General features: G+C 62.3%; 27 protein-coding genes. 22 read left to right on the top strand and 5 right to left on the bottom strand.

Going from position 1 to position 25,779, the window contains the following annotated elements; translation table 11 throughout:
- Positions 1–297: 297 nt before the first annotated feature.
- Genes ACNFCJ_RS19660 through ACNFCJ_RS19650 form a run of 3 tightly spaced genes read left to right on the top strand, consistent with a single transcriptional unit; the run spans position 298 to position 2,675 of the window.
- The gene (locus ACNFCJ_RS19660) at positions 298–1,668 is read left to right on the top strand and encodes a multicopper oxidase family protein (protein WP_416773176.1); all 1,371 of its coding nucleotides are present in this window, start codon (positions 298–300) and stop codon (positions 1,666–1,668) included.
- Positions 1,669–1,709: 41 nt separating this feature from the next.
- Positions 1,710–2,186 carry a tRNA adenosine(34) deaminase TadA gene (gene tadA / locus ACNFCJ_RS19655; RefSeq protein ID WP_041979664.1) on the top strand — a complete coding sequence of 159 codons (477 nt, stop codon included), beginning with the start codon at positions 1,710–1,712 and terminating at the stop codon, positions 2,184–2,186.
- A gap of 33 nt (positions 2,187–2,219) precedes the next feature.
- Complete coding sequence (locus ACNFCJ_RS19650) at positions 2,220–2,675, top strand: hypothetical protein (RefSeq protein ID WP_395503081.1); 456 nt, start codon at positions 2,220–2,222, stop codon at positions 2,673–2,675.
- A 4-nt stretch (positions 2,676–2,679) separates the two neighbouring features.
- Here ACNFCJ_RS19650 and mltF read toward each other — a convergent pair whose 3' ends face one another.
- Positions 2,680–4,146: a membrane-bound lytic murein transglycosylase MltF gene (gene mltF, locus ACNFCJ_RS19645; protein ID WP_416773174.1), complete on the bottom strand. Its 1,467-nt coding sequence runs from the start codon at positions 4,144–4,146 to the stop codon at positions 2,680–2,682.
- Between the two features lie 165 nt (positions 4,147–4,311).
- Between mltF and purL the strand changes: the two genes are divergently transcribed.
- The 3 genes from purL (at position 4,312) to ACNFCJ_RS19630 (ending at position 9,091) form a co-directional block, all read left to right on the top strand.
- Positions 4,312–8,208 (top strand): phosphoribosylformylglycinamidine synthase, encoded by a 3,897-nt coding sequence (gene purL / locus ACNFCJ_RS19640; protein ID WP_416773173.1) that lies wholly within the window; start codon positions 4,312–4,314, stop codon positions 8,206–8,208.
- A gap of 73 nt (positions 8,209–8,281) precedes the next feature.
- Complete coding sequence (locus tag ACNFCJ_RS19635; RefSeq protein ID WP_416773171.1) at positions 8,282–8,617, top strand: CDGSH iron-sulfur domain-containing protein; 336 nt, start codon at positions 8,282–8,284, stop codon at positions 8,615–8,617.
- Between the two features lie 156 nt (positions 8,618–8,773).
- Positions 8,774–9,091 (top strand): YqfO family protein, encoded by a 318-nt coding sequence (locus tag ACNFCJ_RS19630; RefSeq protein ID WP_099526535.1) that lies wholly within the window; start codon positions 8,774–8,776, stop codon positions 9,089–9,091.
- A gap of 46 nt (positions 9,092–9,137) precedes the next feature.
- On the opposite strand, the gene ACNFCJ_RS19625 is transcribed toward ACNFCJ_RS19630, so the two are convergent.
- Together ACNFCJ_RS19625 and ACNFCJ_RS19620 are read right to left on the bottom strand one after the other, a co-directional pair.
- On the bottom strand, positions 9,138–9,641 hold the full coding sequence (locus tag ACNFCJ_RS19625; protein WP_179544205.1) for a L,D-transpeptidase family protein: 504 nt from the start codon (positions 9,639–9,641) through the stop codon (positions 9,138–9,140).
- 18 nt (positions 9,642–9,659) lie between these two features.
- Entirely contained in the window at positions 9,660–10,214 is a 555-nt protein-coding gene (locus ACNFCJ_RS19620; protein WP_256833628.1) for an NUDIX hydrolase, read from the bottom strand.
- Positions 10,215–10,363: 149 nt separating this feature from the next.
- Here ACNFCJ_RS19620 and ACNFCJ_RS19615 point away from each other — a divergent pair, with 149 nt between their 5' ends.
- From ACNFCJ_RS19615 to ACNFCJ_RS19595, 5 genes are read left to right on the top strand one after another with little or no spacing between them, the layout of a single operon-like run.
- Positions 10,364–10,969 (top strand): CoA pyrophosphatase, encoded by a 606-nt coding sequence (locus ACNFCJ_RS19615; protein ID WP_090336267.1) that lies wholly within the window; start codon positions 10,364–10,366, stop codon positions 10,967–10,969.
- A 21-nt stretch (positions 10,970–10,990) separates the two neighbouring features.
- A complete protein-coding gene (locus ACNFCJ_RS19610) occupies positions 10,991–11,518 on the top strand; it encodes a gamma carbonic anhydrase family protein (RefSeq protein WP_106734677.1) in 528 nt (175 codons plus the stop codon).
- Positions 11,505–11,711 carry a DUF1289 domain-containing protein gene (locus ACNFCJ_RS19605; RefSeq protein WP_106734678.1) on the top strand — a complete coding sequence of 69 codons (207 nt, stop codon included), beginning with the start codon at positions 11,505–11,507 and terminating at the stop codon, positions 11,709–11,711. Before ACNFCJ_RS19610 ends, ACNFCJ_RS19605 begins: the two co-directional genes overlap by 14 nt.
- Before the next feature lie 21 nt (positions 11,712–11,732).
- Positions 11,733–12,914: a formate-dependent phosphoribosylglycinamide formyltransferase gene (purT, locus tag ACNFCJ_RS19600; protein ID WP_416773168.1), complete on the top strand. Its 1,182-nt coding sequence runs from the start codon at positions 11,733–11,735 to the stop codon at positions 12,912–12,914.
- Positions 12,911–13,645 carry an SGNH/GDSL hydrolase family protein gene (locus ACNFCJ_RS19595; RefSeq protein ID WP_416773166.1) on the top strand — a complete coding sequence of 245 codons (735 nt, stop codon included), beginning with the start codon at positions 12,911–12,913 and terminating at the stop codon, positions 13,643–13,645. The genes purT and ACNFCJ_RS19595 overlap by 4 nt, the downstream gene beginning before the upstream one ends.
- Here the strand turns inward: ACNFCJ_RS19595 and ACNFCJ_RS19590 are convergent.
- On the bottom strand, positions 13,617–14,903 hold the full coding sequence (locus ACNFCJ_RS19590; protein WP_179544208.1) for an HlyC/CorC family transporter: 1,287 nt from the start codon (positions 14,901–14,903) through the stop codon (positions 13,617–13,619). The genes ACNFCJ_RS19595 and ACNFCJ_RS19590 overlap by 29 nt on opposite strands.
- A gap of 10 nt (positions 14,904–14,913) precedes the next feature.
- Positions 14,914–15,714 (bottom strand): cytochrome C assembly family protein, encoded by an 801-nt coding sequence (locus ACNFCJ_RS19585; protein WP_416773164.1) that lies wholly within the window; start codon positions 15,712–15,714, stop codon positions 14,914–14,916.
- Positions 15,715–15,871: 157 nt separating this feature from the next.
- On the opposite strand from ACNFCJ_RS19585, the gene ffh reads away from it, so the two are divergent.
- The 11 genes from ffh to ACNFCJ_RS19530 all read left to right on the top strand — a co-directional run bounded on the left by ffh (position 15,872) and on the right by ACNFCJ_RS19530 (position 25,768).
- A complete protein-coding gene (ffh, locus tag ACNFCJ_RS19580) occupies positions 15,872–17,251 on the top strand; it encodes a signal recognition particle protein (RefSeq protein WP_416773162.1) in 1,380 nt (459 codons plus the stop codon).
- Between the two features lie 141 nt (positions 17,252–17,392).
- Complete coding sequence (gene rpsP / locus ACNFCJ_RS19575) at positions 17,393–17,644, top strand: 30S ribosomal protein S16 (RefSeq protein WP_416773161.1); 252 nt, start codon at positions 17,393–17,395, stop codon at positions 17,642–17,644.
- An 8-nt stretch (positions 17,645–17,652) separates the two neighbouring features.
- Positions 17,653–18,189, top strand: coding sequence for a ribosome maturation factor RimM (rimM, locus tag ACNFCJ_RS19570; RefSeq protein ID WP_074858024.1), 537 nt, complete (start codon positions 17,653–17,655; stop codon positions 18,187–18,189).
- A 5-nt stretch (positions 18,190–18,194) separates the two neighbouring features.
- Positions 18,195–18,938 carry a tRNA (guanosine(37)-N1)-methyltransferase TrmD gene (gene trmD, locus ACNFCJ_RS19565; protein ID WP_416773159.1) on the top strand — a complete coding sequence of 248 codons (744 nt, stop codon included), beginning with the start codon at positions 18,195–18,197 and terminating at the stop codon, positions 18,936–18,938.
- A 42-nt stretch (positions 18,939–18,980) separates the two neighbouring features.
- A complete protein-coding gene (rplS, locus tag ACNFCJ_RS19560; protein WP_045734872.1) occupies positions 18,981–19,331 on the top strand; it encodes a 50S ribosomal protein L19 in 351 nt (116 codons plus the stop codon).
- A gap of 81 nt (positions 19,332–19,412) precedes the next feature.
- Positions 19,413–19,826 (top strand): acyl-CoA thioesterase, encoded by a 414-nt coding sequence (locus tag ACNFCJ_RS19555; protein WP_074858020.1) that lies wholly within the window; start codon positions 19,413–19,415, stop codon positions 19,824–19,826.
- Between the two features lie 106 nt (positions 19,827–19,932).
- Positions 19,933–20,829, top strand: coding sequence for a site-specific tyrosine recombinase XerD (gene xerD / locus ACNFCJ_RS19550; protein WP_416773157.1), 897 nt, complete (start codon positions 19,933–19,935; stop codon positions 20,827–20,829).
- 119 nt (positions 20,830–20,948) lie between these two features.
- Positions 20,949–21,677 carry a bifunctional protein-disulfide isomerase/oxidoreductase DsbC gene (gene dsbC / locus ACNFCJ_RS19545; protein ID WP_416773155.1) on the top strand — a complete coding sequence of 243 codons (729 nt, stop codon included), beginning with the start codon at positions 20,949–20,951 and terminating at the stop codon, positions 21,675–21,677.
- A 102-nt stretch (positions 21,678–21,779) separates the two neighbouring features.
- Entirely contained in the window at positions 21,780–23,084 is a 1,305-nt protein-coding gene (locus ACNFCJ_RS19540; RefSeq protein ID WP_416773153.1) for a homoserine dehydrogenase, read from the top strand.
- Positions 23,085–23,141: 57 nt separating this feature from the next.
- Positions 23,142–24,551, top strand: coding sequence for a threonine synthase (gene thrC / locus ACNFCJ_RS19535; RefSeq protein ID WP_416773151.1), 1,410 nt, complete (start codon positions 23,142–23,144; stop codon positions 24,549–24,551).
- Between the two features lie 596 nt (positions 24,552–25,147).
- Complete coding sequence (locus ACNFCJ_RS19530; RefSeq protein ID WP_416773149.1) at positions 25,148–25,768, top strand: YjfI family protein; 621 nt, start codon at positions 25,148–25,150, stop codon at positions 25,766–25,768.
- Positions 25,769–25,779 lie beyond the last annotated feature (11 nt).

The raw sequence follows: 25,779 nt of genomic DNA, 5'->3' as shown, positions 1-25,779 counted from the left end.
TACAACCTCAAACGTGCTATTTCGGTACTCGGGGCACGCCGCATGATCGAGCTGCTGACCTGAGCGCTGCACTTTGCATCATTGCACCAGTAAAAACACAAACGCCCCGAAACAATCGAGGCGTTTGTATTGAACCGGTTCAGTTCAGAACGTTTTCACACAGTCTGTTAGGCCGGTTTTTTCATGCCCGCAGGTTGGAGCTGCGGCAACCCGACTCTGCTAGTGGGGTCGTTTTCCATTCGTTGAAAATGAGAAGATACCGCAATTGAGTATGCGCGCAGATTGCCGAGGATGAAGATGTCGTTTACCCGCAGACAAGTGCTTGCCGGCCTAGCTGGCCTGGGTGTGGCCGGCCTGGGCGCAGGTGGTGTGCGTTATTGGCTGGGGCGCCCGGAGAACGTGGCGAGCCATGACTATGAGCTGATCGCCGCGCCGCTTGATCTGGAGCTGGTGCCGGGGCACAAGACGCCGGCCTGGGGCTATGGCGGCCAGGCGCCGGGATTGGAGTTGCGCTGTCGGCAGGGCGAGCGTTTGCGGGTGCGCTTCATCAACAAGCTCGATGTGCAAAGCACTATCCACTGGCATGGCATTCGTCTGCCGCTGGAGATGGACGGCGTGCCCTACGTTTCCCAGGCACCGGTGCTGCCGGGTGAATACTTCGACTATGACTTCATCTGTCACGACGCCGGCAGCTTCTGGTACCACCCGCACACCGCCAGTGCCGAGCAATTGGGGCGCGGTCTAGTCGGCCCGCTGATCGTCGAGGAGCGCGAGCCGACGGGGTTCCGTCATGAGCGTACGCTGAGCCTGAAAACCTGGCACATCGACGAGCAGGGCGCGTTCACCGAGTTTCTGGTGCCGCGCCAGGCCGCGCGCGAGGGCACGCGTGGGCGCCTGACCACCATCAACGGCGAGCCTAACCCGACACTGGAGTTGCCGGCCGGGCAGGTGGTGCGCCTGCGTCTGATCAACGTCGACAGCACCATCACCTATCGCCTCAACCTGCCGGGCGGCGACGCGCGCATCTATGCGCTGGACGGCAACCCGGTACAGCCGCGCCCTTTGGGCAAGGAATACTGGCTCGGCCCCGGCATGCGCCTTGACCTGGCGCTCAAGGTTCCGGCTGCTGGAGAGGCGTTATACCTGCGCAACGGGCCGCTGCGCCTGGCGACCGTGAAGGGCATCGCCAGCGCCGAAGCTGCCGGAGATTGGCCGCCGCCATTGCCGGCCAATCCGATTGCCGAGCCGGATCTGGCGCGCGCCGAGACGCTACGCTTCAACTTCGAGTGGGCGGCCATGCTGTCGGGAAATGTCGAGCGGGGCGGCAGCTACAAGTACTGGCAGATCAACGGTCAGGCCTGGGACATCAACGACAAGACCTGTGCGGACCGTCCGATCGCCACGCTGAAGAAGGACGGTCACTACGTTTTCGTACTGCGCAACATGGCTCAGTATCAGCACCCGATCCACCTGCACGGCATGACTTTCAAGGTGCTGGGCTCGGATCGACGCCAGATCATTCCGTATTTCACCGACACCTACCTGCTGGGCAAGAACGAGACCGCGCGCATTGCCTTCGTCGCCGATAATCCCGGTGTGTGGATGTTCCACTGCCACGTCATCGACCATATGGAAACGGGGCTGATGGCGGCCATCGAAGTGGTGTAGGGTAGGCGCCGTTTTTCGCCGGCGCCCTACGGATTGATGCAATGAAAAGACCGCAGATCATCGACCGCTCGCGTGACGAGCACTTCATGCGCCTGGCGCTGGCGCAGGCGCGTCTGGGCGCTGGGCAGGGTGAAGTGCCGGTCGGTGCCGTGCTGGTGCAGGACGGTGAGGTGGTGGGCCAGGGCTTCAACTGTCCGATCCTGCGTCATGACCCCAGCGCCCATGCCGAGATGGTGGCGATTCGCGCTGCGGCGCAAAGTGTGCAGAACTATCGACTGCCCGGTAGCACGCTATACGTCACCCTGGAACCCTGCAGCATGTGCGCTGGCTTGATCGTGCATGCGCGCATCGCTCGTGTGGTGTTCGCTGCCAGCGAGCCGCGTGCGGGCGTGGCGATCAGTCAGGGGCAGTTCTTCGATCAAGCCTTTCTCAACCATCGCGTACTGGTGGAAGGTGGCTTGCTGGCAGAGGAGAGCGGGGCACTGCTGAAAGACTTTTTCAAGGCCCGGCGCGGCTGAGCCTCTTTACCGGGAGCGATTATGAACAAAGGGATGTTGAGCGTGCTGGCACTGCTGGCTGCGCCGGTTGTGGCTGCGCAGCCTGAGGTGTATCTGGTGGCCAGTGTGCAGTTAGGCGGCTCGAACCTGGCGCAGAGTATTTTCCTGCACGAGCCGCAGATCACCACGCTGGAGGATTGCCAGGAGGCCGTGCGCGTCGGCCAGCGTGACCGCGACTGGCAGCGTTACCATCATATCTTCATGCGTGATCGCTTCCAGGGCTTTACCGGTCATCTGGACTACCGTTGCGTACTCGCCACCCAACGGTTCAGCGACTGGAACGATCGAGCGCGCTACAACCATGCGTATCTGATCAGCATCGATGCGCAGGCCAACCTGCAGGTCGAGCGGGTCTCGAGTCAGGCGCAGTGCGCCACGCGTTTGAAAGGGCTGCCGGCGGCGCGCCAGGCCATCAGCCGCTGCGCGGCAGGTAATCAGAGCTTGCTGTAGGCATTTACAGCGGCGGGGTTTCTTCTTCGGGTTTGCGCTTGTCGATGCCGGGCAGGTGGATACCGCTCTCGGCCACTTGCGTGCCTTCCAGCTGCGGCTGGGTCACCCAGGTGAGAATGTCGTAGTAGCGACGAATGTTGCGCACGAAATGCACGGGCTCGCCACCGCGGGCATAGCCGTAGCGGGTCTTGCTGTACCACTGCTTCTGCGCCAGGCGCGGCAGGATCTTCTGCACGTCGGCCCATTTGTTCGGGTCCAAGCCCTCGGCTTCGGTCAGCTTGCGTGCATCTTCCAGGTGACCGCCGCCAACATTGTAGGCGGCCAGAGCGAACCAGGTGCGGTCCGGCTCGGCGATGCTGTCCGGCAATTGCTGGTGCACCTGGATGAAATAGCGGGCGCCGCCGTCGATGCTTTGCTTGGGGTCCAGGCGGTTGGACACGCCGACCGACTGGGCGGTGCGCTGGGTCAGCATCATCAGGCCGCGTACGCCGGTCTTGGACGTGGCGTTGGGTTGCCACAGCGATTCCTGATAGCCCATGGCTGCGAGCAGGCGCCAGTCGATCTGATTGGCCTGGCCGGCCTTGCGGAACATCTTCTCGTAGCGCGGCAGGCGTTGCTGCAGGTGCTGGGCGAAGGTGTAGGCGCCGACGTAGCCGAGCACGTCGACATGGCCATAGTAGCGCTCCTTCAGGCGCTGCAGGGTACCGTTGGCCTCGGAGCGCTCAAGGAAGGCGTCGATCTCCACCAGCAGGCTGTCATCTTCACCGGCAGCTACTGCCCAGCGCATGGTATTGGTGTCGCCCAGGTCGAAGGCGACTCGCACGTTGGGGAAGTACACCTGGTTCATCGCCAGTTCGTTGGAGTCCACCAGGGTCAGGTCGATCTGCCCTTCGTCGACCATGCGCAGCAGGTCGACCACCTCTACGGCGTCGGATACCTCGAACTCCAGTTCCGGCTGTTCCAGCTTGAGGGCGGCCAGTTGTTCGGCATGGCTGCTGCCGGCCAGAACGAGAATGCGTTTGCCGACGAGCTCTTCAGGCTTGGTTGGGCGGGTTTCGCCCTGGCGATAGATGACCTGAGGCGTGACTTCCAGATAAGGAATCGAGAAACGTGCCTGACGCTGTCGCTGTGGCGTATCCACCAGGCCGGCGGCCGCCATGACCGGACCATTGGCGCGGCCCAGGCTGGCAAACAGGCTGTCGAGGTTGTCCGCGGTTTCGATCTTCAGCTCCAAGCCGAGATCGGCGGCGAAGCGTTTGGCCAACTCGTATTCGAAACCGGTGGCGCCGTTGCGGTCCTGGAAATAGGTGGCGGGGCTGTTTCGAGTGACCACGCGCAGCTCACCCTCCGCCTTTGCCTGCTCAAGTACGCTGGGCTTGGGTTCTTCGCCACAGCCAGCAAGCATCAGGAGGGTTCCAATCGCCAACAGCCCTTTGGCGCAACGCATGCGTATCGCAGGTCGTGCAAACATCGGCGCAGTATACGCAAAGCGCAGGCGGCGCCATATCTCGACAGCGCTTCGCTTCTCTGCTAGCGCGTTCGTCCTTTAAGCACCCGGCTACAGGTGCCGCAGACCGCCACTTTAGGATAGAATGCCCGGCCTCCAGCACACCCCTTCCCAGAGGCTGTTCCGACGATGTTGATCCTGCGCGGCGCTCCCGCCCTTTCCGCTTTCCGCCATGGCAAATTGCTTGAGCAACTGACCAGCAAGGTGCCGGCCGTGACCGGGCTGTACGCCGAGTTCGCGCATTTCGCCGACGTGACGGGCGTGCTCAACGCCGATGAAGAACAAGTGCTGGCGCGGCTGCTCAAGTACGGCCCGAGCGTGCCGGTGCAGGAGCCCAGCGGCAAGCTGTTCCTGACCATCCCGCGTTTCGGCACCATTTCGCCCTGGTCGAGCAAGGCCAGCGACATTGCTCGCAACTGCGGCCTGGCCAAGGTCCAGCGCCTGGAGCGCGGCATTGCCTATTACATCAGCGGCGAGTTGAACGAGGCCGACAGCGCCGCCGTCGCCGCCCTGCTGCATGACCGCATGACTCAGCTTGTTCTGAATGCGCTGGAGGACGCTGCCGCGCTGTTCAGCCATGCCGAGCCCAAGCCGCTGACCGCCGTGGACGTGCTCGGTGGCGGTCGCGCTGCGCTGGAGCAGGCCAACCAGGATCTGGGCCTGGCCCTGGCCGAGGACGAAATAGACTACCTGGTGAAGAGCTTCAATGACCTGGGGCGCAATCCGCACGACATCGAACTGATGATGTTTGCCCAGGCCAACTCCGAGCACTGCCGCCACAAGATCTTCAATGCCAGTTGGGACATCGATGGCGAGAGCCAGGACAAGTCGCTGTTCGGCATGATCAAGAACACCTACCAGATGCACAACGAAGGCGTACTGTCCGCCTACAAGGACAACGCTTCGGTCATCGTCGGCCACACCGCCGGGCGTTTCTTCCCCAATCCTGAGACCCGCCAGTACGGCGCGGTGCAGGAGCCGGTGCACATTCTGATGAAGGTGGAGACGCACAACCACCCGACCGCCATCGCCCCGTTCCCCGGCGCCTCCACCGGCTCCGGTGGCGAGATCCGTGACGAAGGCGCGACCGGTCGTGGCGCCAAGCCCAAGGCCGGCCTGACCGGTTTCTCGGTCTCCAACCTGAACATCCCCGATTTCCTTCAGCCTTGGGAAAAGCCCTACGGCAAGCCCGAGCGCATCGTCAGCGCGCTGGACATCATGATCGAAGGCCCGCTGGGCGGCGCCGCGTTCAACAACGAGTTCGGTCGCCCGGCGCTCAACGGCTACTTCCGCACCTTCGAACAGGCGGTCAGCAGCCCGCGCGGTGAGGAAGTGCGTGGCTACCACAAGCCGATCATGCTCGCTGGCGGTCTCGGCAACATCCGCGAGAACCACGTACAGAAGGGCGAGATTTCCGTCGGCGCCAAGCTGATCGTGCTCGGCGGCCCGGCCATGCTCATCGGCCTCGGCGGCGGCGCTGCCTCGTCGATGGCCACCGGTGCCAGCTCGGCTGACCTGGACTTCGCCTCGGTACAGCGCGAGAACCCGGAAATGGAACGCCGCTGCCAGGAGGTCATCGACCGCTGCTGGCAGCTGGGCGAGGCCAACCCGATCAAGTTCATCCACGACGTCGGCGCTGGCGGTATCTCCAACGCCCTGCCGGAGCTGATCAACGACGGTGGTCGTGGTGGCCGCTTCGAGCTGCGCAACGTGCCTAATGACGAGCCGGGCATGGCCCCGCACGAAATCTGGTGCAACGAGTCGCAGGAGCGTTACGTGATGAGCGTGGACGCTGCCGACTTCGAGCGTTTCCAGGCTATCTGCGAGCGCGAGCGTTGCCCGTTCGCCGTGGTCGGCGAGGCCACTGCCGAGCCGCACCTGACCGTGACCGACAGCCATTTCAGCAACACCCCGGTGGACATGCCGCTGGAAGTGCTGCTGGGCAAGCCGCCGCGCATGCACCGTAGCGTTAGCCGCGAAGCCGAGCAGGGCGATGACTTCAGCGCTGCCAGCGTGAATATCGAAGAAGCGCTGGGTCGCGTGCTGCATCACCCGGCCGTGGCCAGCAAGAGCTTTTTGATCACCATCGGCGACCGCACCATTACCGGTCTGGTGGCACGTGATCAGATGGTCGGCCCTTGGCAGGTGCCGGTGGCCGATTGCGCCGTGACCGCCACCAGCTTCGACGTCTACACCGGTGAAGCCATGGCCATGGGTGAGCGTACGCCGCTGGCGCTGCTCGACGCGCCGGCCTCCGGGCGTATGGCGGTGGGTGAGACCGTTACCAACCTGGCGGCGGCACGCATCGAGAAAATGTCCGACATCAAACTGTCGGCCAACTGGATGGCCGCTGCCGGCCACCCCGGCGAAGACGCCCGCCTGTACGACACCGTCAAGGCTGTCGGTATGGAACTGTGCCCGGCACTGGGCATCACCATTCCGGTGGGCAAGGACTCCATGTCCATGAAAACCCGCTGGCAGGATGAAGGCGTCGACAAGAGCGTGACCTCGCCGCTGTCGCTGGTGATCACCGGTTTCGCTCCGGTACAAGACATTCGCCAGACCCTGACTCCGCAACTGCGCATGGACAAGGGCGAGACCGATCTGATTCTGATCGACCTCGGTCGCGGCCAGAACCGCATGGGCGCCTCGATCCTGGCACAGGTCTATTCGCAGATCGGCCAGCAGGTGCCGGACCTCGACGACGCCGAAGACCTCAAGGCCTTCTTCGCCGTGATCCAGGGCCTGAACGCCGACGGTCACTTGCTGGCGTACCACGACCGCTCCGACGGCGGTCTGCTGACCACCGTGCTGGAAATGGCCTTCGCCGGTCATTGCGGTCTGTCGCTGAATCTCGACGCGCTGGCTGACGACAGCTCCGAGCTGCCGGCCGTGCTGTTCAACGAAGAGCTGGGTGCAGTGATCCAGGTGCGCCAGGACGCCACGCCAGAGGTGCTGGCGCAGTTCAGCGCTGCCGGTCTGGACGACTGCGTGGCCGTGATCGGGCAGGCCGTGAACAACAGCGACGTCAGCATCAGCTTCAATGGCGAGCCGGTTTTCGCTGGTGATCGTCGTCTGCTGCAGCGTCAGTGGGCCGAGACCAGCTACCGTATCCAGCGTCTGCGCGACAACGCCCAGGGTGCCGATCAGGAATTCGACCTGCTGCTGGAAGAAGACAACCCCGGCCTGTCGGTCAAGCTTGGCTTCGACGTCAACCAGGACATTGCTGCGCCCTACATCAAGAAGGGCGTGCGTCCGCAAGTGGCGATCCTGCGCGAGCAGGGCGTCAACGGCCAGGTGGAAATGGCCGCCGCGTTCGACCGCGCCGGCTTCTCCGCCATCGACGTGCACATGAGCGATATCCTCGCCGGCCGCGTCAGCCTTGAAGAGTTCAAAGGTCTGGTGGCCTGCGGCGGTTTCTCCTACGGCGACGTACTCGGCGCTGGTGAGGGCTGGGCCAAGTCGGTGCTGTTCAACGCGCGTGCTCGCGATGCTTTCCAAGGCTTCTTCGAGCGTCGCGACAGCTTCACCCTTGGTGTGTGCAACGGCTGCCAGATGATGAGCAACCTGCACGAGCTGATCCCGGGTACCGAGTTCTGGCCGCACTTCGTGCGCAACCGCTCCGAGCAGTTCGAAGCGCGCGTGGCCATGGTGCAGATTCAGGAGTCGGCGTCGATCTTCCTGCAGGGCATGGCCGGTTCGCGCATGCCGATCGCCATCGCCCACGGCGAGGGGCATGCCGAGTTCGAAAGCGAGGAGGCGCTGCTGGAAGCCGATCTGTCCGGCACCGTGGCCCTGCGCTTCGTCGACAACCACGGCAAGGTCACCGAGACCTACCCGGCCAACCCCAACGGTTCGCCGCGTGGCATCACCGGCCTGACCAGCCGCGACGGTCGTGTGACCATCATGATGCCGCACCCGGAGCGGGTGTTCCGCGCCGTGCAGAACTCCTGGCGCCCGGACGAGTGGCAGGAAGACGGCGGCTGGATGCGCATGTTCCGCAACGCCCGCGTCTGGGTGGACTAAAAGCGGCTGCGCAGCGGCCTTCTGCTGACCCTCTCCCGCTCGCGGGAGAGGGGAGCAGGGCCCGGTAGCCCGGATGCAATCCGGGAAGCCGTTGCCAAACCCTCTGCTCGGATTCCATCCGAACTACACAGGCCCAGCCATGGCCGATGATTCTCTGCCCATCCTTCCCGAAGTCCGCCTGGTCAAAGCCGGCGAAACTCATCATCTATGCCGCTGTGGGCACTCGCCCGAGATGCCTGACTGCCCACCCGACTGCGCCCAATCCCTGATCCTGCAACCCGAGCGCGAGCAGCGCCTGTTGTTGTGTCGCTGTAGCCGATCCGCAAGCCTGCCCTACTGCGATGGTCGCCACAGCCCTCCGGCCAGCGGTCTGGCCGACAGATGGCGGCGCTTTTTCGGCGCTCGTTGAGAACGCCATACCCGCCGCCTGAGTCGAAAGCAGCGAATCGTTTTAATGCTGCGTATGGATTTGTGCGGGCGATCTCAAGACAACTCCATGGCGAAATGACATCATATTGGCGTCATGGCTTGTCTGTTGTTCGGTTGCCCATCTGCGGAGAACTTGATGTACAAACTGTGTTTCTACGTGCCGGAAACCCATCTGGAACCGGTAAAAAAGGCGGTGTTCGCAGCCGGCGGCGGGCGCATTGGTCTTTACGACAGCTGCTGCTGGCAGGTGCTGGGCCAAGGTCAGTTCCGCGCCCTGGACGGCAGCCAGCCGTTCATCGGTCAGGTCGGCAGCGTCGAGCAGGTTGCCGAGTGGAAAGTGGAAATGGTCGTTGCCGACGAGCTGATCCACGACGCCGTCAAGGCGTTGAAGAAAACCCATCCCTACGAAACGCCGGCCTTCGACGTCTGGCGCTTGTCCGACCTGCAGTTTTGAGTCGATATGAAAAAGGCGCCGATGGCGCCTTTTTCAATGCAGTGGCTCAAGGCCTGATTTCGATCAGCGTACCGTCCTTGACCATACTCCAGACCTCGCGCATGTCGTCGTTCTTCATGGCGATGCAGCCTTCGGTCCAGTCGAGGGTGTGGAAGAACCACTCCGGGTATTCCTCATCCAGCGGCGTGCCGTGGATCATGATCATGCTACCCGGCGGCACCCCGGCGTCATTGGCCTTGGCCAGGTCGCGAGCGTTGGGGTAGGAAATGTGCAGCGACAATTGGTACTTGTCGCTCGGCTTGCGCCAGTCGATCCAGTAGAAGCCTTCCGGCGTGCGCAGGTCGCCTTCGCGTTGCTTGGCGCCATTGGGCTGTTTGCCCAGGGAAATACGGTACGACTTGATGGTCTCGCCGCGCTGCTGCAGGTGTAGTTTGCGCTCGGATTTGAGTACCAGCACCTTGTCCACGGTGCGGCTACTGGTCGCTGGCGTGGTGCTGGCCAGGACGTTGAAGCTGAGGGTCAGGCAAAGCAGGGGCAACAACCAGCGCATCGGGAACGTCCGCAAGGGTCAACGGGGTGTGTAGTGGGCACGCAGCGCTTCGAGTGGCTCATTGCGTACCGGAAAGAGATTCTGCCGACGGTCGGCGAAGAAGCATTCTAAGGTACGGCCTATGGTCGGGAAAGCCAGCTCTGACCAAGGGATTTCGCTCTCTGCAAACAATCGCACCTCCAGGCTTTCCTCGCCGACGGCAAAATCCAGGTCGACCAGTTCGGCGCGAAACAGCATGTACACCTGGCTGATGTGCGGCAGATCGAAGAGGGTATAGAGGCTCAGGTCGCGTACGCGGGCGCAGGCTTCTTCGAGGGTCTCACGGGCGGCGGCTTGTTCGGTTGTCTCGCCGTTTTCCATGAAGCCGGCCGGCAACGTCCAGTAGCCGCGACGCGGCTCGATGGCGCGGCGGCACAGCAGCACCTGGGCGCCCCACACAGGCAGGCAGCCGGCAACGATACGCGGGTTTTCGTAATGCACGGTGGCGCAGTGGCCGCAGACATGGCGCATGCGGTTGTCGCCCGCGGGGATCATGCGGGTGACCGGGTTGCCGCACTGGCTGCAGAATTTCATGCCCGTTCCTCTTTTTCTGGCGCTATCTTGGCCGGCTGAGAGGTGGCCGGCAAGCCCGCTATTGCGGCCGGCTTGTCCTGTCGTCGGGGTTGGGCGGCCGCGTGCTTTCATGCCATGATGCCTGGCAAAACAAGACTCCGAGTATGCCCATGCTGGACGAGTTGCTCCATCGTGTGCGCGGTTACAGTCCGCGCCCTCTGGAGACCGAGCGCAGCTTCCCCGAAGCGGCGGTGCTGGTCCCGATTACCCGCAGTGATGAACCTGAGCTGGTGCTGACCCTGCGCGCCAGTGGTTTGTCGACCCATAGTGGCGAGGTCGCCTTTCCCGGTGGCCGGCGCGACCCGGAAGACCGCGATCTGGTGGACACCGCGCTGCGCGAGGCCGAGGAGGAAATTGGCCTGCCACCTGGTTTGGTCGAAGTCGTCGGACCGCTCAGCAGCCTGGTGTCGCGTCACGGCATTCAGGTCACGCCCTACGTCGGGCTGGTGCCGGATTACGTCGAATACAAGCCCAACGACGCCGAGATCGCCTCGGTATTCTCGGTTCCGCTGGAGTTCTTCCGCAGCGACCCGCGCGAAGTCACCCACCGTATCGACTACCTCGGGCAGAGCTGGTACGTGCCGTCCTACACCTATGGCGAGTACCGCATCTGGGGCTTGACCGCGATCATGGTGGTGGAGTTGGTCAACCTGATCTTCGACGATGCGCAGATCGCTCTGCACCAGCCCCCCGAACACTTCATACACCTGCGCTGATAGCGCCGAGGACTGACGAGCATGAAATACCGCCTGGGAAGCTCCCGTGTCGATGCCCATCCCGAGAGCTGGATCGCACCAAGCGCCGACCTGATCGGCAAGGTTCGCCTGGAAGCCGGTGCCAGTGTCTGGTTCGGCGCCGTGTTGCGCGGCGACAACGAACTGATACATATCGGCGAGAACAGCAACGTGCAGGACGGTAGCGTCATGCACACCGACATGGGCTTTCCGCTGACGCTGGGCAAGGGCGTCACCGTCGGCCACAACGTGATGATGCATGGCTGCAGCGTGGATGATTACAGCCTGATCGGCATCAACTCGGTGATACTCAACGGCGCCAAGATCGGCAAGTACTGCATCATCGGCGCCAACAGTCTGATTCCCGAGGGCAAGGTGATTCCCGACGGCAGCCTGGTCATGGGCAGCCCGGGCAAGGTGGTGCGCGAGCTCACCGAGCCGCAGAAGAAGATGCTGGAGGCCAGCGCTGCGCATTACGTTCATAATGCGCAGCGCTATTCCCGTGAGCTGGTGCCTGATGACGACGAGTGATGTAGAAAAACCGGTGCGTTCACCCTGTGTGCATGTCTGCGCGCTGGATGAGCAGGATATCTGCATCGGCTGTCAGCGTACCGCCGCCGAAATCACCCGCTGGGGCCGCATGGACAATGCCGAGCGCCGCGAGGTACTGCAACGCTGCCTGGAGCGCGCCCGCGCTTCCGGTCTTTTACTGACTCCGTCCTGATTCACTGTTCGAGGAACACTCATGCCCCGTATTGGAACCCCTCTGTCGTCTTCTGCGACCCGTGTACTGCTGTGTGGCTGCGGCGAACTCGGCAAAGAAGTGGTGATCGAGCTGCAGCGCCTGGGCTGTGAAGTCATCGGTGTTGATCGTTATGCCAATGCGCCGGCCATGCAGGTGGCGCACCGCAGCCACGTCATCGATATGCTCGATGGTGCAGCCCTGCGTGCAGTGATCGAAAAGGAACAGCCGCACTACATCGTGCCCGAGATCGAGGCGATCGCCACTGCCACGCTGGTCGAGCTGGAAACCGAAGGCTTCAACGTGGTGCCGACCGCGCGTGCCGCACAGCTGACCATGAACCGCGAGGGCATTCGTCGTCTGGCGGCCGAGGAGTTGGGCCTGCCGACCTCTCCTTATCATTTCTCCAACACCTTCGAGGACTACGCCGCAGCAGTGAAGTCCGTCGGCTACCCCTGCGTGGTCAAGCCGATCATGAGCTCTTCTGGCAAAGGCCAGAGCGTCCTGAAAAGCGACGCCGACCTGCAGCGCGCCTGGGACTACGCCCAGGAAGGCGGCCGTGCCGGCAAGGGGCGGGTGATCGTCGAGGGGTTCATCGACTTCGACTACGAAATCACCCTGCTTACCGTGCGTCATGTCGGTGGCACCAGCTTCTGCGCGCCGATTGGCCATCGCCAGGAGAACGGTGACTACCAGGAATCCTGGCAGCCGCAACCGATGAGCCCGAAGGCGCTGGCCGAATCCGAGCGCGTGGCGCTGGCGGTGACCGAGGCGCTCGGTGGTCGCGGCCTGTTCGGTGTCGAGCTGTTCGTCAAAGGCGATCAGGTGTGGTTCAGCGAGGTTTCGCCGCGCCCGCACGACACCGGCCTGGTGACGCTGATCTCCCAGGAACTGTCCGAGTTTGCCCTGCATGCCCGCGCCATTCTCGGTCTGCCAATTCCGGCAATCCGCCAGATGGGCCCGTCGGCGTCGGCGGTGATTCTGGTGGAGGGCAATTCGCAGCAGGCCAGTTTCGCCAACCTTGGCGCTGCGCTGAGCGAGGAAGACACGGCGCTGCGTCTGTTCGGCAAGCCTGAAGTCAAAGGCCAGCGCCGCATGGGCGTGGCGCTGGCGCGTGACGAGTCCATCGAGGCTGCACGTGCCAAGGCACTGCGCAGCGCGCAAGCGGTTCGCGTCCAGCTGTGAGTCGGCATGCGCTGTGGTGGCTGGCAACTGTGCCATTGCTGCCACTGGCGCTGCCTCTGGCCCTGAACACCCGGCGCACGGCCTTGCGCTTGCCGGTTGCGCAGGGCGAACCGAGCGGTGTCGCCGCTACGCATCTTCCGGGTGAGCCGCTGCGCCTGCTGTTGATCGGTGAGTCGACCGTGGCAGGCGTTGGGGTCACCCGCTTCGATCAATCGCTGGCAAGTTGCCTGGCCACCGCCCTGGCTGAACGCCTGGGGCGACCGGTGCGCTGGCGCGCCTGTGGCGAAAATGGCATCACCGCGCCTGAGGCCCATGAACGCCTGTTACCGCAGGCATTGATGGAGCCCGCGGACCTGGCGCTGCTGGTGTTCGGCGTCAATGACACCACCCACCTGACACCGAGCAAGCGTTGGCTGCAGTCACTGGCCGGGATGGCCGCTGCGCTGGGCGAGCAGGGCTGTCACGTGGCCTTCAGCGGCGTACCACCGTTGCAGCATTTCGGCGCCTTGCCCTGGTTGCTGCGGCAGTTGATGGGCTGGCGGGCCCGCTTGTTGGATGCTGAGTTGCAGGGCCTGGCGCAACGCCTTGGCGCATTGCATTGCCGGCTGGACCTGCCGTTCGAGGCACATTACCTGGCCGAGGATGGCTATCACCCGTCGGCACTGGGCTACCGGCGCTGGGCCGATGGCCTGGCCGAGCGCCTCACTCCGTCGTTGCAGCGTCCGGTTTGACCTTTTTCACCTGCCACACGCGGACGCTCTTCACTCGGTTGTCCGCCGCCTGCAGGATCTCCAGGCGATAGGGGCCGATCTTCAGGCAGACACTGCTGTCAGGGATGGTCTCCAGGGCCTCGGTGATCAGGCCATTGAGGGTCTTGGGGCCATCGCTGGGCAGATGCCAGCCGAGGGTCTTGTTCACTTCGCGAATGTAGGCGGCTCCGTCGATGACCAGCGTGCCGTCTTCTTGCGGATGAATGTCGGGGCTGCGCAGGCTGTCCTGGTTGCTGAAGTCGCCGACGATCTCTTCGAGGATATCTTCCAGGGTGACGATGCCGATCACCTCGCCATACTCGTCGACGACGATGCCGATGCGCCGCTTCTGCTTCTGGAAATTGATCAGCTGGGTCGCCAGCGGCGTGTTTTCCGGGATGAAATAGGGCTCGTTGCAGGCTGCCAGCAAGCTGTCCTTGGTCAGCTGGTTGTGGCTGAGCAGGCGGGCTATCTGGCGCATGTGTACCACGCCTTCGACCTGGTTGATGTCGCCACGAAACACCGGCAGGCGCGTGTGCGAGGTGCTGCGCAACTGGCCGATGATGATTTCCAGATCGTCGTCGAGGTCGATGCCGGTCACTTCGTTGCGCGGAATCATGATGTCATCCACCGTGACCCGTTCCAGGTCGAGGATGCCCAGCAGCATGCTCTGGCGATTCATCGGCAACTCCGAGCCGGACTCACGCACCACGCTGCGCAGCTCCTCGGTAGACAGGCTGTCGCTGGCGCGCTGTGACGGATCGACGCCGAACAGACGCAGCAGGCCACTGCTGATCACGCTGGTCAGCCACACCACCGGGTAAAGCACGCGCAGCAGCAGGCTGAGCACGCGACTGGCAGGGAAGGCCACCAGTTCCGGGCGCAGGGCGGCCAGGGTCTTGGGTGTGATCTCGCCGAAGATCAGTACGATGATGGTCAGGCCTGCGGTGGCGATGGCGATACCGGCCTCACCCCACATGTCCACCGCCAGCACCGTGGCGATGGAGGCGGCGAGGATGTTGACCACGTTGTTACCGACCAGAATGGTGCCGAGCAGGCGATCCGGACGGTCAAGCAGGCGGGTGACGCGCTTGGCGCCGCTATGTCCTTCCTTGGCCAGGTGCTTGAGCCGGTAGCGATTGAGGCTGAGCATGCCGGTCTCGGAGCTGGAGAAGAACGCCGAGCAGAGGATGAGGAAAATCAGCAGGCCGAGCAGGTAGCTCGAATGTATGTCGTCCACGACGTCTGCCTCAGATGTGCAGGATGAATTCGCGTACCAGCTTGCTGCCGAAGTAGGCCAGCATCAGCAGGCAGAACCCGGCGAGGGTCCAGCGAATGGCCTTGTGGCCGCGCCAGCCAAGCTGGTGGCGACCCCACAGCAGAACGGCGAAAACCACCCAGGCGAAGCAGGAAAGAATGGTCTTGTGCGCCAGGTGCTGGGCGAACAGATCATCGATGTACAGCGCGCCGGACAGCAGCGACAGCGACAGCAGCAGCCAGCCCGCGAAGAGAAAGCCGAACAGCAGGCTTTCCATGGTTTGCAGGGGGGGAAAGTTGCGGATCAGCCCGGACGGGTGCTTGTGCTTGAGCTGATGGTCCTGCAACAGCAGCAGGACCGACTGGAACACGGCGATGGTGAGCATGCCGTAAGCCATGATCGAGAACAGGATGTGGGCAAGGATGCCGGGGTGCTCGTCGATCGGGTTGATGGTGCCGCTGGGCATGAACTCGGCCGCCAGCACGGTCAGCGTGCCGAGCGGGAACAGCAATAGCAGTAGGTTTTCCACCGGAATGCGCAGGCAGGCCAGCAGAATCAGGCCGATGACCGCCCAGGCGATCAGGCTGGCTGCGTTGAAGAAGTCCAGGTTGAGGCCGTGTACGTCATACAGCTGGTAGAACAGGCTGATGCCGTGCAGGCACAAGGCGAGCACACCTAGCGACGCCAGCAGGCGTTTGTCGGGGATGCTGCGCTGCGTCAGACGCAGGCCTTGGTAAGCGGCGGCGCCGGCATAGAGGAGGGCGGCGGCGAGACTGGGCAACAGAGGGTGCATAAATCCGTGTAAGGCGAGCCCGAAAGGCGCTGAGTGTGGCACAGATGGGCGTCGGCACGAAAGACTGCCGGCGGTGTCGGCAGCTCGGCGACTTCGCTATAATCCGCCGCCTGTCGCACACCCGGCGCGCCGGGTCGCACCTATCAAAGGAACGCGCATGTTCGAAAATCTTACCGATCGCCTGTCCCAGACGCTGCGTAACGTCACGGGCAAGGCCAAGCTGACCGAAGACAACATCAAGGATACGCTGCGCGAAGTGCGCATGGCCCTGCTCGAGGCCGACGTGGCTCTGCCGGTGGTCAAGGACTTCGTCGGCAAGGTCAAGGATCGCGCCGTTGGTACCGAAGTCTCCAAGAGCCTGACCCCAGGACAGGCCTTCGTGAAGATCGTCCGCGCCGAGCTGGAAGAGCTGATGGGCGCGGCCAACGAAGATCTGGCACTCAACGCAGCCCCGCCTGCCGTGGTGCTGATGGCAGGTCTGCAGGGGGCGGGTAAGACCACCACCGCCGGCAAGCTGGCCAAGTTCCTCAAGGAGCGCAAGAAGAAGTCTGTGCTGCTGGTGTCGGCCGACGTCTACCGTCCTGCGGCAATAAAACAGTTGGAAACCCTGGCGGGCGACCTCGGGGTGACTTTCTTCCCCTCCGATGCCAGCCAGAAGCCGGTGGATATCGCCAACGCAGCGATCCGCGAAGCCAAGCTGAAGTTCATCGACGTGGTCATCCTCGATACCGCCGGTCGCCTGGCCGTGGATAGCGAAATGATGGCCGAGATCCAGGCGCTGCATGCGGCGGTCAAACCGGTCGAAACGCTGTTCGTGGTCGATGCCATGACCGGCCAGGACGCCGCCAACACGGCCAAGGCCTTTGGCGAGGCTCTGCCGCTGACCGGCGTGGTGTTGACCAAGGTCGACGGTGACGCCCGTGGTGGTGCCGCCTTGTCCGTGCGTCATATCACCGGCAAGCCGATCAAGTTCATCGGTATGGGCGAGAAGAGCGACGCACTCGAGCCCTTCCATCCGGATCGTATCGCCTCGCGCATCCTCGGTATGGGTGATGTGCTCAGCCTGATCGAACAGGCCGAGCAGACCCTCGATCGCGAGAAGGCCGAGAAACTCACCAAGAAGCTGAAGAAGGGCAAGGGCTTCGATCTCGAAGACTTCCGTGATCAGCTGCAGCAGATGAAAAACATGGGCGGCCTCGGCGGCCTGATGGACAAGCTGCCGTCCATCGGTGGCGTTAATCTGTCGCAGATGGGCAATGCTCAAGGTGCGGCGGAGAAGCAGTTCAAGCAGATGGAAGCGATCATCAACTCGATGACGCCTGCTGAGCGCCGCGACCCGGACATCATCAGTGGCTCGCGCAAGCGCCGTATCGCTCTGGGCTCCGGTACCCAGGTGCAGGACATCGGCCGCTTGATCAAGCAGCACAAGCAGATGCAGAAGATGATGAAGAAATTCACCGCCAAGGGCGGTATGGCCAAGATGATGCGTGGCATGGGCGGCATGCTTCCGGGTGGCGGCGGAATGCCGAAATTCTGAGGCCTGTACGCCGGCCGATGGCCGTCCGGAAAAAGAGATTTGCAAACCGCCGCATAATCCTTAAAATATGCGGCCTTTCGGGCCTAGGCCCATTTTTGATGTGTGCCTCAAGTTAGCACCGACTACAGGAACGATGTTCTCATGGTAACTATTCGTCTCGCTCGTGGCGGCTCCAAAAAGCGCCCCTTCTACCACCTGACCGTGACCAGCAGCCGCAATGCGCGCGACGGTCGCTTCGTAGAGCGTATCGGTTTCTTCAACCCGATCGCCGCGGGTGCTGAAGTCAAGCTGTCCGTCAATCAAGAGCGTGCTGCCTACTGGCTGAGCCAGGGCGCGCAGCCGTCTGAGCGCGTTGCTCAGCTGCTCAAGGAAGCTGCCAAGGCTGCTGCCTAAGCATCTTTATGAGTACGACGCCGGCCGTCGCCGAGGATTTGATCGTTCTCGGCAAGATTGTTTCGGTGCACGGCGTCAAGGGTGAAGTGAAGGTGTACTCCTTTACCGATCCCATCGATAACGTGCTCGATTACCGCAACTGGACGCTCAGGCGTGACGGTGAGGTAAAGAAAGTGGAACTGGCCAGCGGCCGCCTTCAGGGCAAGGTGCTGGTAGCCAGGTTGAAAGGTCTGGATGATCGCGAAATTGCGCGTACCTACGCCGGTTTCGAGATCTGCGTGCCGCGTAGCGAGCTGCCAGAGCTGGAAGATGGTGAGTTCTACTGGTACCAGTTACAGGGCTTGAAGGTCATTGATCAGGCAGAGCAGCTGCTCGGTGTGGTCGACCACTTGTTCGAGACCGGTGCCAACGATGTGATGGTGGTCAAGCCCTGCGCGGGCAGTCTGGATGATCGCGAGCGTCTGTTGCCCTACACGGGGCAGTGCGTGCTTTCGATTGACCTGGCAGCTGGCGAGATGCGGGTCGACTGGGATGCGGATTTCTAAGGCTCATGCGTGTAGAAGTCATCACCCTGTTCCCGGAAATGTTTGCCGCTATCGGCGAGTACGGTATCACCAGTCGAGCGGTCAAGCAGGAGCTGCTAAAGCTCAATTGCTGGAACCCGCGAGACTACACGACTGATCGTCACCATACGGTGGATGACCGCCCTTTCGGCGGTGGTCCGGGAATGGTGATGAAAATCAAGCCTCTCGAGGATGCCTTGGCCAGTGCCAAGCAAGCCGCGGGAGAGGCGGCGAAGGTGATCTACCTGTCGCCGCAGGGCCGTAGCCTGGATCAGGCGGCGGTCCGCGAGCTGGCGCAGGAGGATGCACTGATCCTGATCGCCGGTCGTTATGAAGGCATCGACGAGCGTTTCATTGAGGCGCATGTCGATGAGGAATGGTCGATTGGCGACTACGTCCTGTCCGGCGGTGAGCTGCCGGCCATGGTGCTGATCGACGCGGTGACGCGCCTTTTGCCTGGTGCATTGGGTCATGCCGATTCGGCCGAGGAGGACTCCTTTACGGATGGCCTGCTCGACTGCCCGCACTACACCCGCCCGGAGGTGTATGCGGATAAACGTGTTCCCGAAGTGTTGCTTAGTGGCAACCACGAACACATCCGGCGCTGGCGTTTGCAGCAGTCCCTTGGTCGGACCTGGGAACGTCGCGCTGATCTTCTGGATAGCCGCTCGCTTTCTGGAGAAGAGAAGAAGCTGCTGGAGGAATACATCCGCCAGCGGGACGATAGTTAACGTATCGATGATGGGCCGGGAGGCTTGTCTTAGGAGCGCAGCATGACCAACAAGATTATCCAGATGCTCGAAGCTGAGCAGATGAACAAAGAAATCCCGACTTTCGCACCGGGCGACACCGTAGTCGTACAAGTGAAAGTAAAGGAAGGCGACCGTCAGCGTCTGCAGGCCTTCGAAGGCGTCGTTATCGCCAAGCGTAACCGCGGCCTGAACAGCGCCTTCACCGTGCGCAAGATCTCCAGCGGCGTTGGCGTTGAGCGTACCTTCCAGACCTACAGCCCGCTGGTCGACAGTCTGGCAGTCAAGCGTCGCGGTGACGTGCGCAAAGCCAAGCTGTACTACCTTCGCGATCTGTCCGGCAAAGCCGCACGCATCAAGGAAAAGCTGTCCTAAGTTCGGACGCTTCTCTGACAAAGGCAGCCTAAGGGCTGCTTTTGTCGTTTCTGGCTTGCAGTAATCATGAGTGGCATTGAGATGACCCCGAGAGAGCAAGAGATCCAGCGACGCATCGCGCTGTCGGAAACCCGTGTGACCAAGGCGGTGTTTCCGCCGACCACCAATCATCACAACACATTGTTCGGTGGTACGGCGCTAGCCTGGATGGACGAGGTGTCGTTCATCGCCGCCACGCGGTTCTGCCGTCTGCCGTTGGTCACCGTTTCCAGCGATCGCATCGATTTCAAGCACGCGATACCGGCGGGCTCCATCGTCGAGTTGGTTGGGCGGGTAATCAAGGTCGGCAATACCAGTCTCAAGGTGGAGGTTGAGGTGTTCGTCGAGGGGCTGTATCAGGAAGGGCGCGAGCGGGCGATCAGCGGTAGTTTCAGCTTCGTCGCCGTCGATGATCAGCAGAAGCCGGTGCCGGTATTGCCGGGATTCGCTAGCTAGCCATTTGCCGGCCTTGGGCAAGGGCCGCTGATCGTCGGCCTGGTCTGCTGGTGCGTCGGGTGTTGGCTGTGGAACACTTGCCTACCCTGTAATTGAAGGTCAATCGATGCCTGCGCTGACTCACCCTCTGATCGAGCGCTTTCTCGAAGCCCTATGGTTGGAAAAAGGGCTTTCCGCCCATACTCAGGCCGCCTATCGCAGTGATCTGGAGCACTTCAATGGCTGGCTCGATGGGCGTGGCCTGGCGCTGCAGCATATCGGTCGCGACGCCATTCTCGATCACCTGGCCTGGCGTCTCGAGCAGGGCTATCAGGCTCGTTCTACAGCGCGTTTTCTCTCAGGGGTGCGTAGCTTCTACCGTTTTTTGCTGCGCGAAACGCTCATCAGTGAAGACCCGACGCTGCAGATCGAGTTGCCGCAGATCGGCCGGCCGCTGCCCAAGTCATTGTCCGAAGCGGATGTCGAGGCGCTGCTGCAGGCGCCGGACCTGGATGACCCCATCGGTCTGCGTGATCGCGCCATGCTCGAGGTGCTCTACGCCTGCGGTTTGCGTGTCAGTGAGCTGATTGGCCTGACGCTGGAGCAGGTCAATCTGCGTCAGGGCGTGTTGCGGGTGTTCGGTAAAGGCAGCAAGGAGCGCCTGGTGCCGCTGGGTGAAGAGGCCATCGCCTGGGTCGAGCGCTACATGCGCGAGGCGCGTCCGCTATTGCTGGGCGGCAAACCCAGCGATGTGCTGTTTCCCAGCTTGCGTGGCGAGCAGATGACTCGGCAGACCTTCTGGCATCGCATCAAGCATCAGGCCCTGGTCGCAGGCATCAGCAAGGCGTTGTCGCCGCACACATTGCGCCACGCCTTCGCCACGCATCTGCTCAATCACGGCGCCGATCTGCGGGTGGTGCAGATGTTGCTGGGTCACAGTGACCTGTCCACCACGCAGATCTACACCCATATCGCGCGCGCACGCCTGCAGGAGCTGCATGCGCAACACCACCCGCGTGGCTGATGCTCTTGCGGAATGGGCGTCCGTTGGCTGCGCCATCTGTTAGCTGGCCGGCTGTCCGGTGCTGCATCTGTGGTAGGCTGTTGCGATTTTCACCGGCCCGTCTTTCGACAGGAGTGTTCATGTCACTGACCCGTATTTCCATTGCCTTGGCACTCGCGCTGGGCAGTAGCGTCGCCCTGGCTGCCGATCCTGATCAGGCCATTCGCCAGTCGCTCAAGTCGCTCGACGCCAATTTGCCGATCGAGGCGATTGCCGAAAGCCCGTTGCCGGGTATCTATCAGGTGCAGCTGGAGGGCGGCCGTCAGCTGTATACCAGTGCCGATGGTCAGTTCCTGATCCAGGGTTATCTGTTTCAGGTCAAGGACGGTAAGGCCGTCAACCTGACCGAGCTCGAAGAAAGCCGCGCGGTGGCCAAGCAGATCAATGCCATTCCGGCCAACGAAATGGTGGTGTTCGCGCCCAAGGCGCCGAAGACCCATATCACCGTCTTCACCGATACCGACTGCGGTTACTGCCAGAAGCTGCACAGCGAGGTGCCGGAGCTCAACCGCCTGGGCGTCGAAGTGCGTTATGTGGCTTTCCCGCGCCAGGGCCTGAACAGCCCGGCGGCCAAGGAGCTGGTCAGCGTCTGGTGCGCCAAGGATCAGCAGGAGGCGATGAATCGTGCCAAGACCCGCCAGAGCGTAGCCGATGCGTCCTGTGACAACCCGGTGGCCAAGCAGTACCAGCTCGGCCAGATGATCGGGGTCAATGGCACGCCGGCCATCGTTCTGGCTAACGGCAAGATGATTCCGGGTTATCAGCCGGCGCCGCAGTTGGCCAAAATAGCTTTGGAGTCAAACGACTGAGTGCGGATTGACTAACAAACAGCCGCTTCGTAAGGTGCGGCTCTTTATCTGCGGCCGGGGCATGCTCCGGCCGTTTCGTGCAGTGCTGATGGGGAATTGAGTGTGAAGCCGGTCAAAGTAGGCATCTGTGGGTTGGGCACCGTCGGTGGCGGTACGTTGAATGTACTCAAGCGCAATGCCGAGGAGATTACTCGGCGCGCCGGTCGCGGCATCGAGATTGCCCAGATTGCCATTCGTTCGCCCAAGCCCCAGTACGACACCACCGGCATTGCCATGACCAGCGATGTGTTCGAGCTGGTCAACAACCCCGAGATCGATATCGTCATCGAGCTGATCGGTGGCTACACCCTGGCCAAGGAGCTGGTGCTCAAGGCCATCGACAACGGCAAGCACGTGGTCACCGCCAACAAGGCGCTGATCGCCGTGCACGGTAACGAGATATTCGCCAAGGCATGCGAGAAGGGCGTTATCGTCGCTTTCGAAGCGGCTGTGGCTGGCGGCATCCCGGTGATCAAGGCCATTCGCGAAGGCCTGTCGGCCAACCGCATCAACTGGCTGGCCGGCATCATCAACGGCACCGGCAACTTCATTCTCACCGAAATGCGTGAGAAGGGCCGTGCCTTTGACGACGTGCTCAAGGAAGCGCAGGCGCTGGGCTACGCCGAGGCTGATCCGACCTTCGATGTCGAAGGCATCGACGCGGCGCACAAGCTGACCATCCTGGCGTCCATCGCTTTCGGTATCCCGCTGCAGTTCGACAAAGCCTACACCGAAGGCATCACCAAGCTGACCACGGCTGATGTGAATTACGCCGAGGCGCTGGGCTATCGCATCAAGCACCTGGGTGTGGCTCGTCGCACTGAGGCTGGCATCGAGCTGCGCGTGCACCCGACGCTGATCCCGGCCGACCGTCTCATCGCCAACGTCAATGGCGTGATGAACGCGGTGATGGTCAATGGCGATGCGGTTGGTAGCACTTTGTATTACGGCGCTGGTGCTGGCATGGAGCCGACTGCGTCGGCCGTGGTGGCCGACCTGGTGGACGTGGTGCGGGCACTGACCACCGATCCGACCAATCGTGTGCCGCACCTGGCCTTCCAGCCGGACTCGCTGTCCGATCACCCGATCCTGCCCATTGCCGAGTGCGAAAGCGCTTATTACCTGCGCATTCAGGCCAAGGATCATCCGGGCGTGCTGGCTCAGGTGGCGAGCATCCTCTCGGAGCGCGGTATCAACATCGAGTCGATCATGCAGAAGGAGGCTGAGGAGCAGGACGGTCTGGTGCCGATGATCCTCGTAACCCATCGCGTGGTCGAGGCGCGTATCATCGAGGCTATCGCCGCCATGGAAGCGCTGGATGGCGTGACCTCGCCGGTCATGCGTCTGCGCGTCGAACAGCTCAACTAATCCCGTGTCCACCCGCAGGCGCAGGCCTGCGGGTGCAGTCGAACGAAGGTTTATCCCATGCGCTATATCAGTACCCGCGGCCAGGCGCCGGCCCTGAATTTCGAAGACGTGCTGCTGGCTGGCCTGGCCAGCGACGGCGGACTCTATGTGCCGGAAAATCTGCCGCGTTTCACCGTCGAGGAAATCGCTTCCTGGGCCGGTCTGCCGTATCACGAGCTGGCTTTCCGGGTGATGCGTCCGTTCGTTGCCGGCTCCATCGCTGATGCCGACTTCAAAAAGATTCTCGAAGAAACCTACGGTGTGTTCGAGCACAACGCCGTGGCGCCGCTGCGTCAGCTCAATGGCAACGAGTGGGTGTTGGAGCTGTTCCACGGCCCGACCCTGGCGTTCAAGGATTTCGCCCTGCAACTGCTCGGCCGCCTGCTCGATCACGTACTGGCCAAGCGCGGCGAGCGCGTGGTGATCATGGGCGCCACCAGTGGCGACACCGGCTCGGCGGCCATCGAAGGCTGCAAGGCCTGCGACAACGTCGACATCTTCATCATGCACCCGCACAACCGCGTGTCCGAGGTGCAGCGCCGGCAGATGACCACCATTCTCGGTGAGAACATCCACAACATCGCCATCGAAGGCAACTTCGACGACTGCCAGGAGATGGTCAAGGCCAGCTTCGCCGACCAGGGCTTCCTCAAGGGCACCCGCCTGGTGGCGGTCAACTCGATCAACTGGGCGCGGATCATGGCCCAGATCGTCTACTACTTCCACGCTGCGCTGCAGCTCGGCGGCCCGGCGCGTTCCATCGCCTTTTCGGTGCCGACCGGCAACTTCGGCGACATCTTCGCCGGCTACCTGGCGCGCAACATGGGCCTGCCGGTCAGCCAACTGATCGTCGCCACCAACCGCAATGACATCCTGCACCGCTTCATGAGCGGCAACCAGTACGTCAAGGAAACCCTGCACCCGACCCTCTCGCCGTCCATGGACATCATGGTCTCGTCCAACTTCGAGCGCCTGCTGTTCGACCTGCACGGTCGCAACGGTGCCGCCATCGCCAGCCTGATGGACAGCTTCAAGCAGGGCGGCGGTTTCAGTGTCGACGAAGATCGCTGGACCGAAGCGCGCAAGCTGTTCGATTCGCTGGCGGTGGATGACGAGCAGACCTGCGAAACCATCACCGAGGTCTACAAGGAGTGCGGCGAGCTGCTCGATCCGCACACCGCCATCGGTGTGCGCGCCGCGCGTGAGTGCCGTCGCAGTCTGGCGACGCCGATGGTGGTGCTGGGTACCGCGCATCCGGTCAAATTCCCCGAGGCGGTGGAAAAGGCCGGCATCGATGCGGTGCCTGCATTGCCGGCGCACCTGACCGATCTGTTCCAGCGCGAGGAGCGCTGCACGGTGCTGGCCAATGACCTGAAGACCGTGCAGCAATTCGTCGCGGCTCACGGTAATCGCGGCAAACCGCTCTGAGGTGTTCTGCTTCGATGAAACCGGCGCCCTTGTGGCGCCGGTTTCGTTTGTGGCTGGCTCAGAGGGCGAAGATCAGTGCCAGCAGCGCCATCAGAATGATCAGGATCAGCCAGATCAGTGCGTTCAGGCGACTGGCTCGCACGACGCCTGCGCCGCGCAGATGCACGGGTGGATCGTCTTCCAGGTATTGATCGATGCGACGTTAGGCTTCCTGCTGATCGTTGGCCAGGTATTCGCTCAGCAGGTCGATGGCGGCCTGACGTTGGCCTGCATGCACGAGCTGGCGTACTGCGGGTGGGAGTTCATTCATGGCACTGTCTGTCTCTCGGGTTGGCGGTCATAACTGAGACCCGGTTAGCGCTTTTTTGCGTGCGCAACGAAGGTACCTGGGGTTTAATTCGACACTTCGCGAATGGATGCGTTTTAGCCGAATCATGGATGAGCCCAGGTGCCTGCCTCTCTTCTTCCCATTCCAGCCCGCTTTTCGGTTGCCTTGCGCCAAGGATGACGCCTGCGCGCTCGTCTGACGAACGGCATCACATTTATCACATGTGAGTTCTTTACATGTTCACATGTAAGGGTCTAGTCTGCGTCTCATGGACAACAAATCATCAGCCCATTACCAGCGTCTTTATCGTCAGCGTCTGCGTGAGCAGGGGTTGGTCAAGAAGGAAGTCTGGATCTTGCCCGAGCATGCGCCGTTGTTGGTCGCGTTCGAGCGCAAACTGCGCCAGCCACAGTCGCTGCTGGCTTCGATGGAGAAGGGGGAGGGTATGAGCATGCCTCAAGTTTGGACCGCCCAGGCGCTGCATGAAGCGCTGGCGGCAACGGAACTGTTCCAAAGCGCTCAGGCCAGTATCGAACTGATTCAAGGTGCCGATGCCAGCCTGCACATCACCATGCGTGAGTACGGCGACCTGCCGTTGTTCATCGCTGTATTCGGTGAGCAGATCATCGTTGAGGCGCTGCTTTGGCCGGCGGCGGACGTCAAGGATGCGGCGAGCTTCAACGAAGAGGTACTGCGTACCCACAAGTTGTTCCCGCTGTCGTCCATCGGCCTGGAGAAAATGGTCGACGGGCGCGATTGCTACACCATGTTCGGCGCGTTGAGCTCGTCCTCGACCTTGTCCGATGTGGTGTTCGAAATCGAGTTGCTGGCGGACAACGTGATCAAAGCCACCGAAGCCTATGAAGGCTTCCTCAAGTCCGGCGCCTGAGAGGAGAGAAG

Source organism: Pseudomonas sp. NY15364, from assembly GCF_048068235.1.
Taxonomy (GTDB): domain Bacteria; phylum Pseudomonadota; class Gammaproteobacteria; order Pseudomonadales; family Pseudomonadaceae; genus Aquipseudomonas; species Aquipseudomonas mendocina_D.
This window is presented reverse-complemented; position numbering and strand designations above follow the sequence as displayed.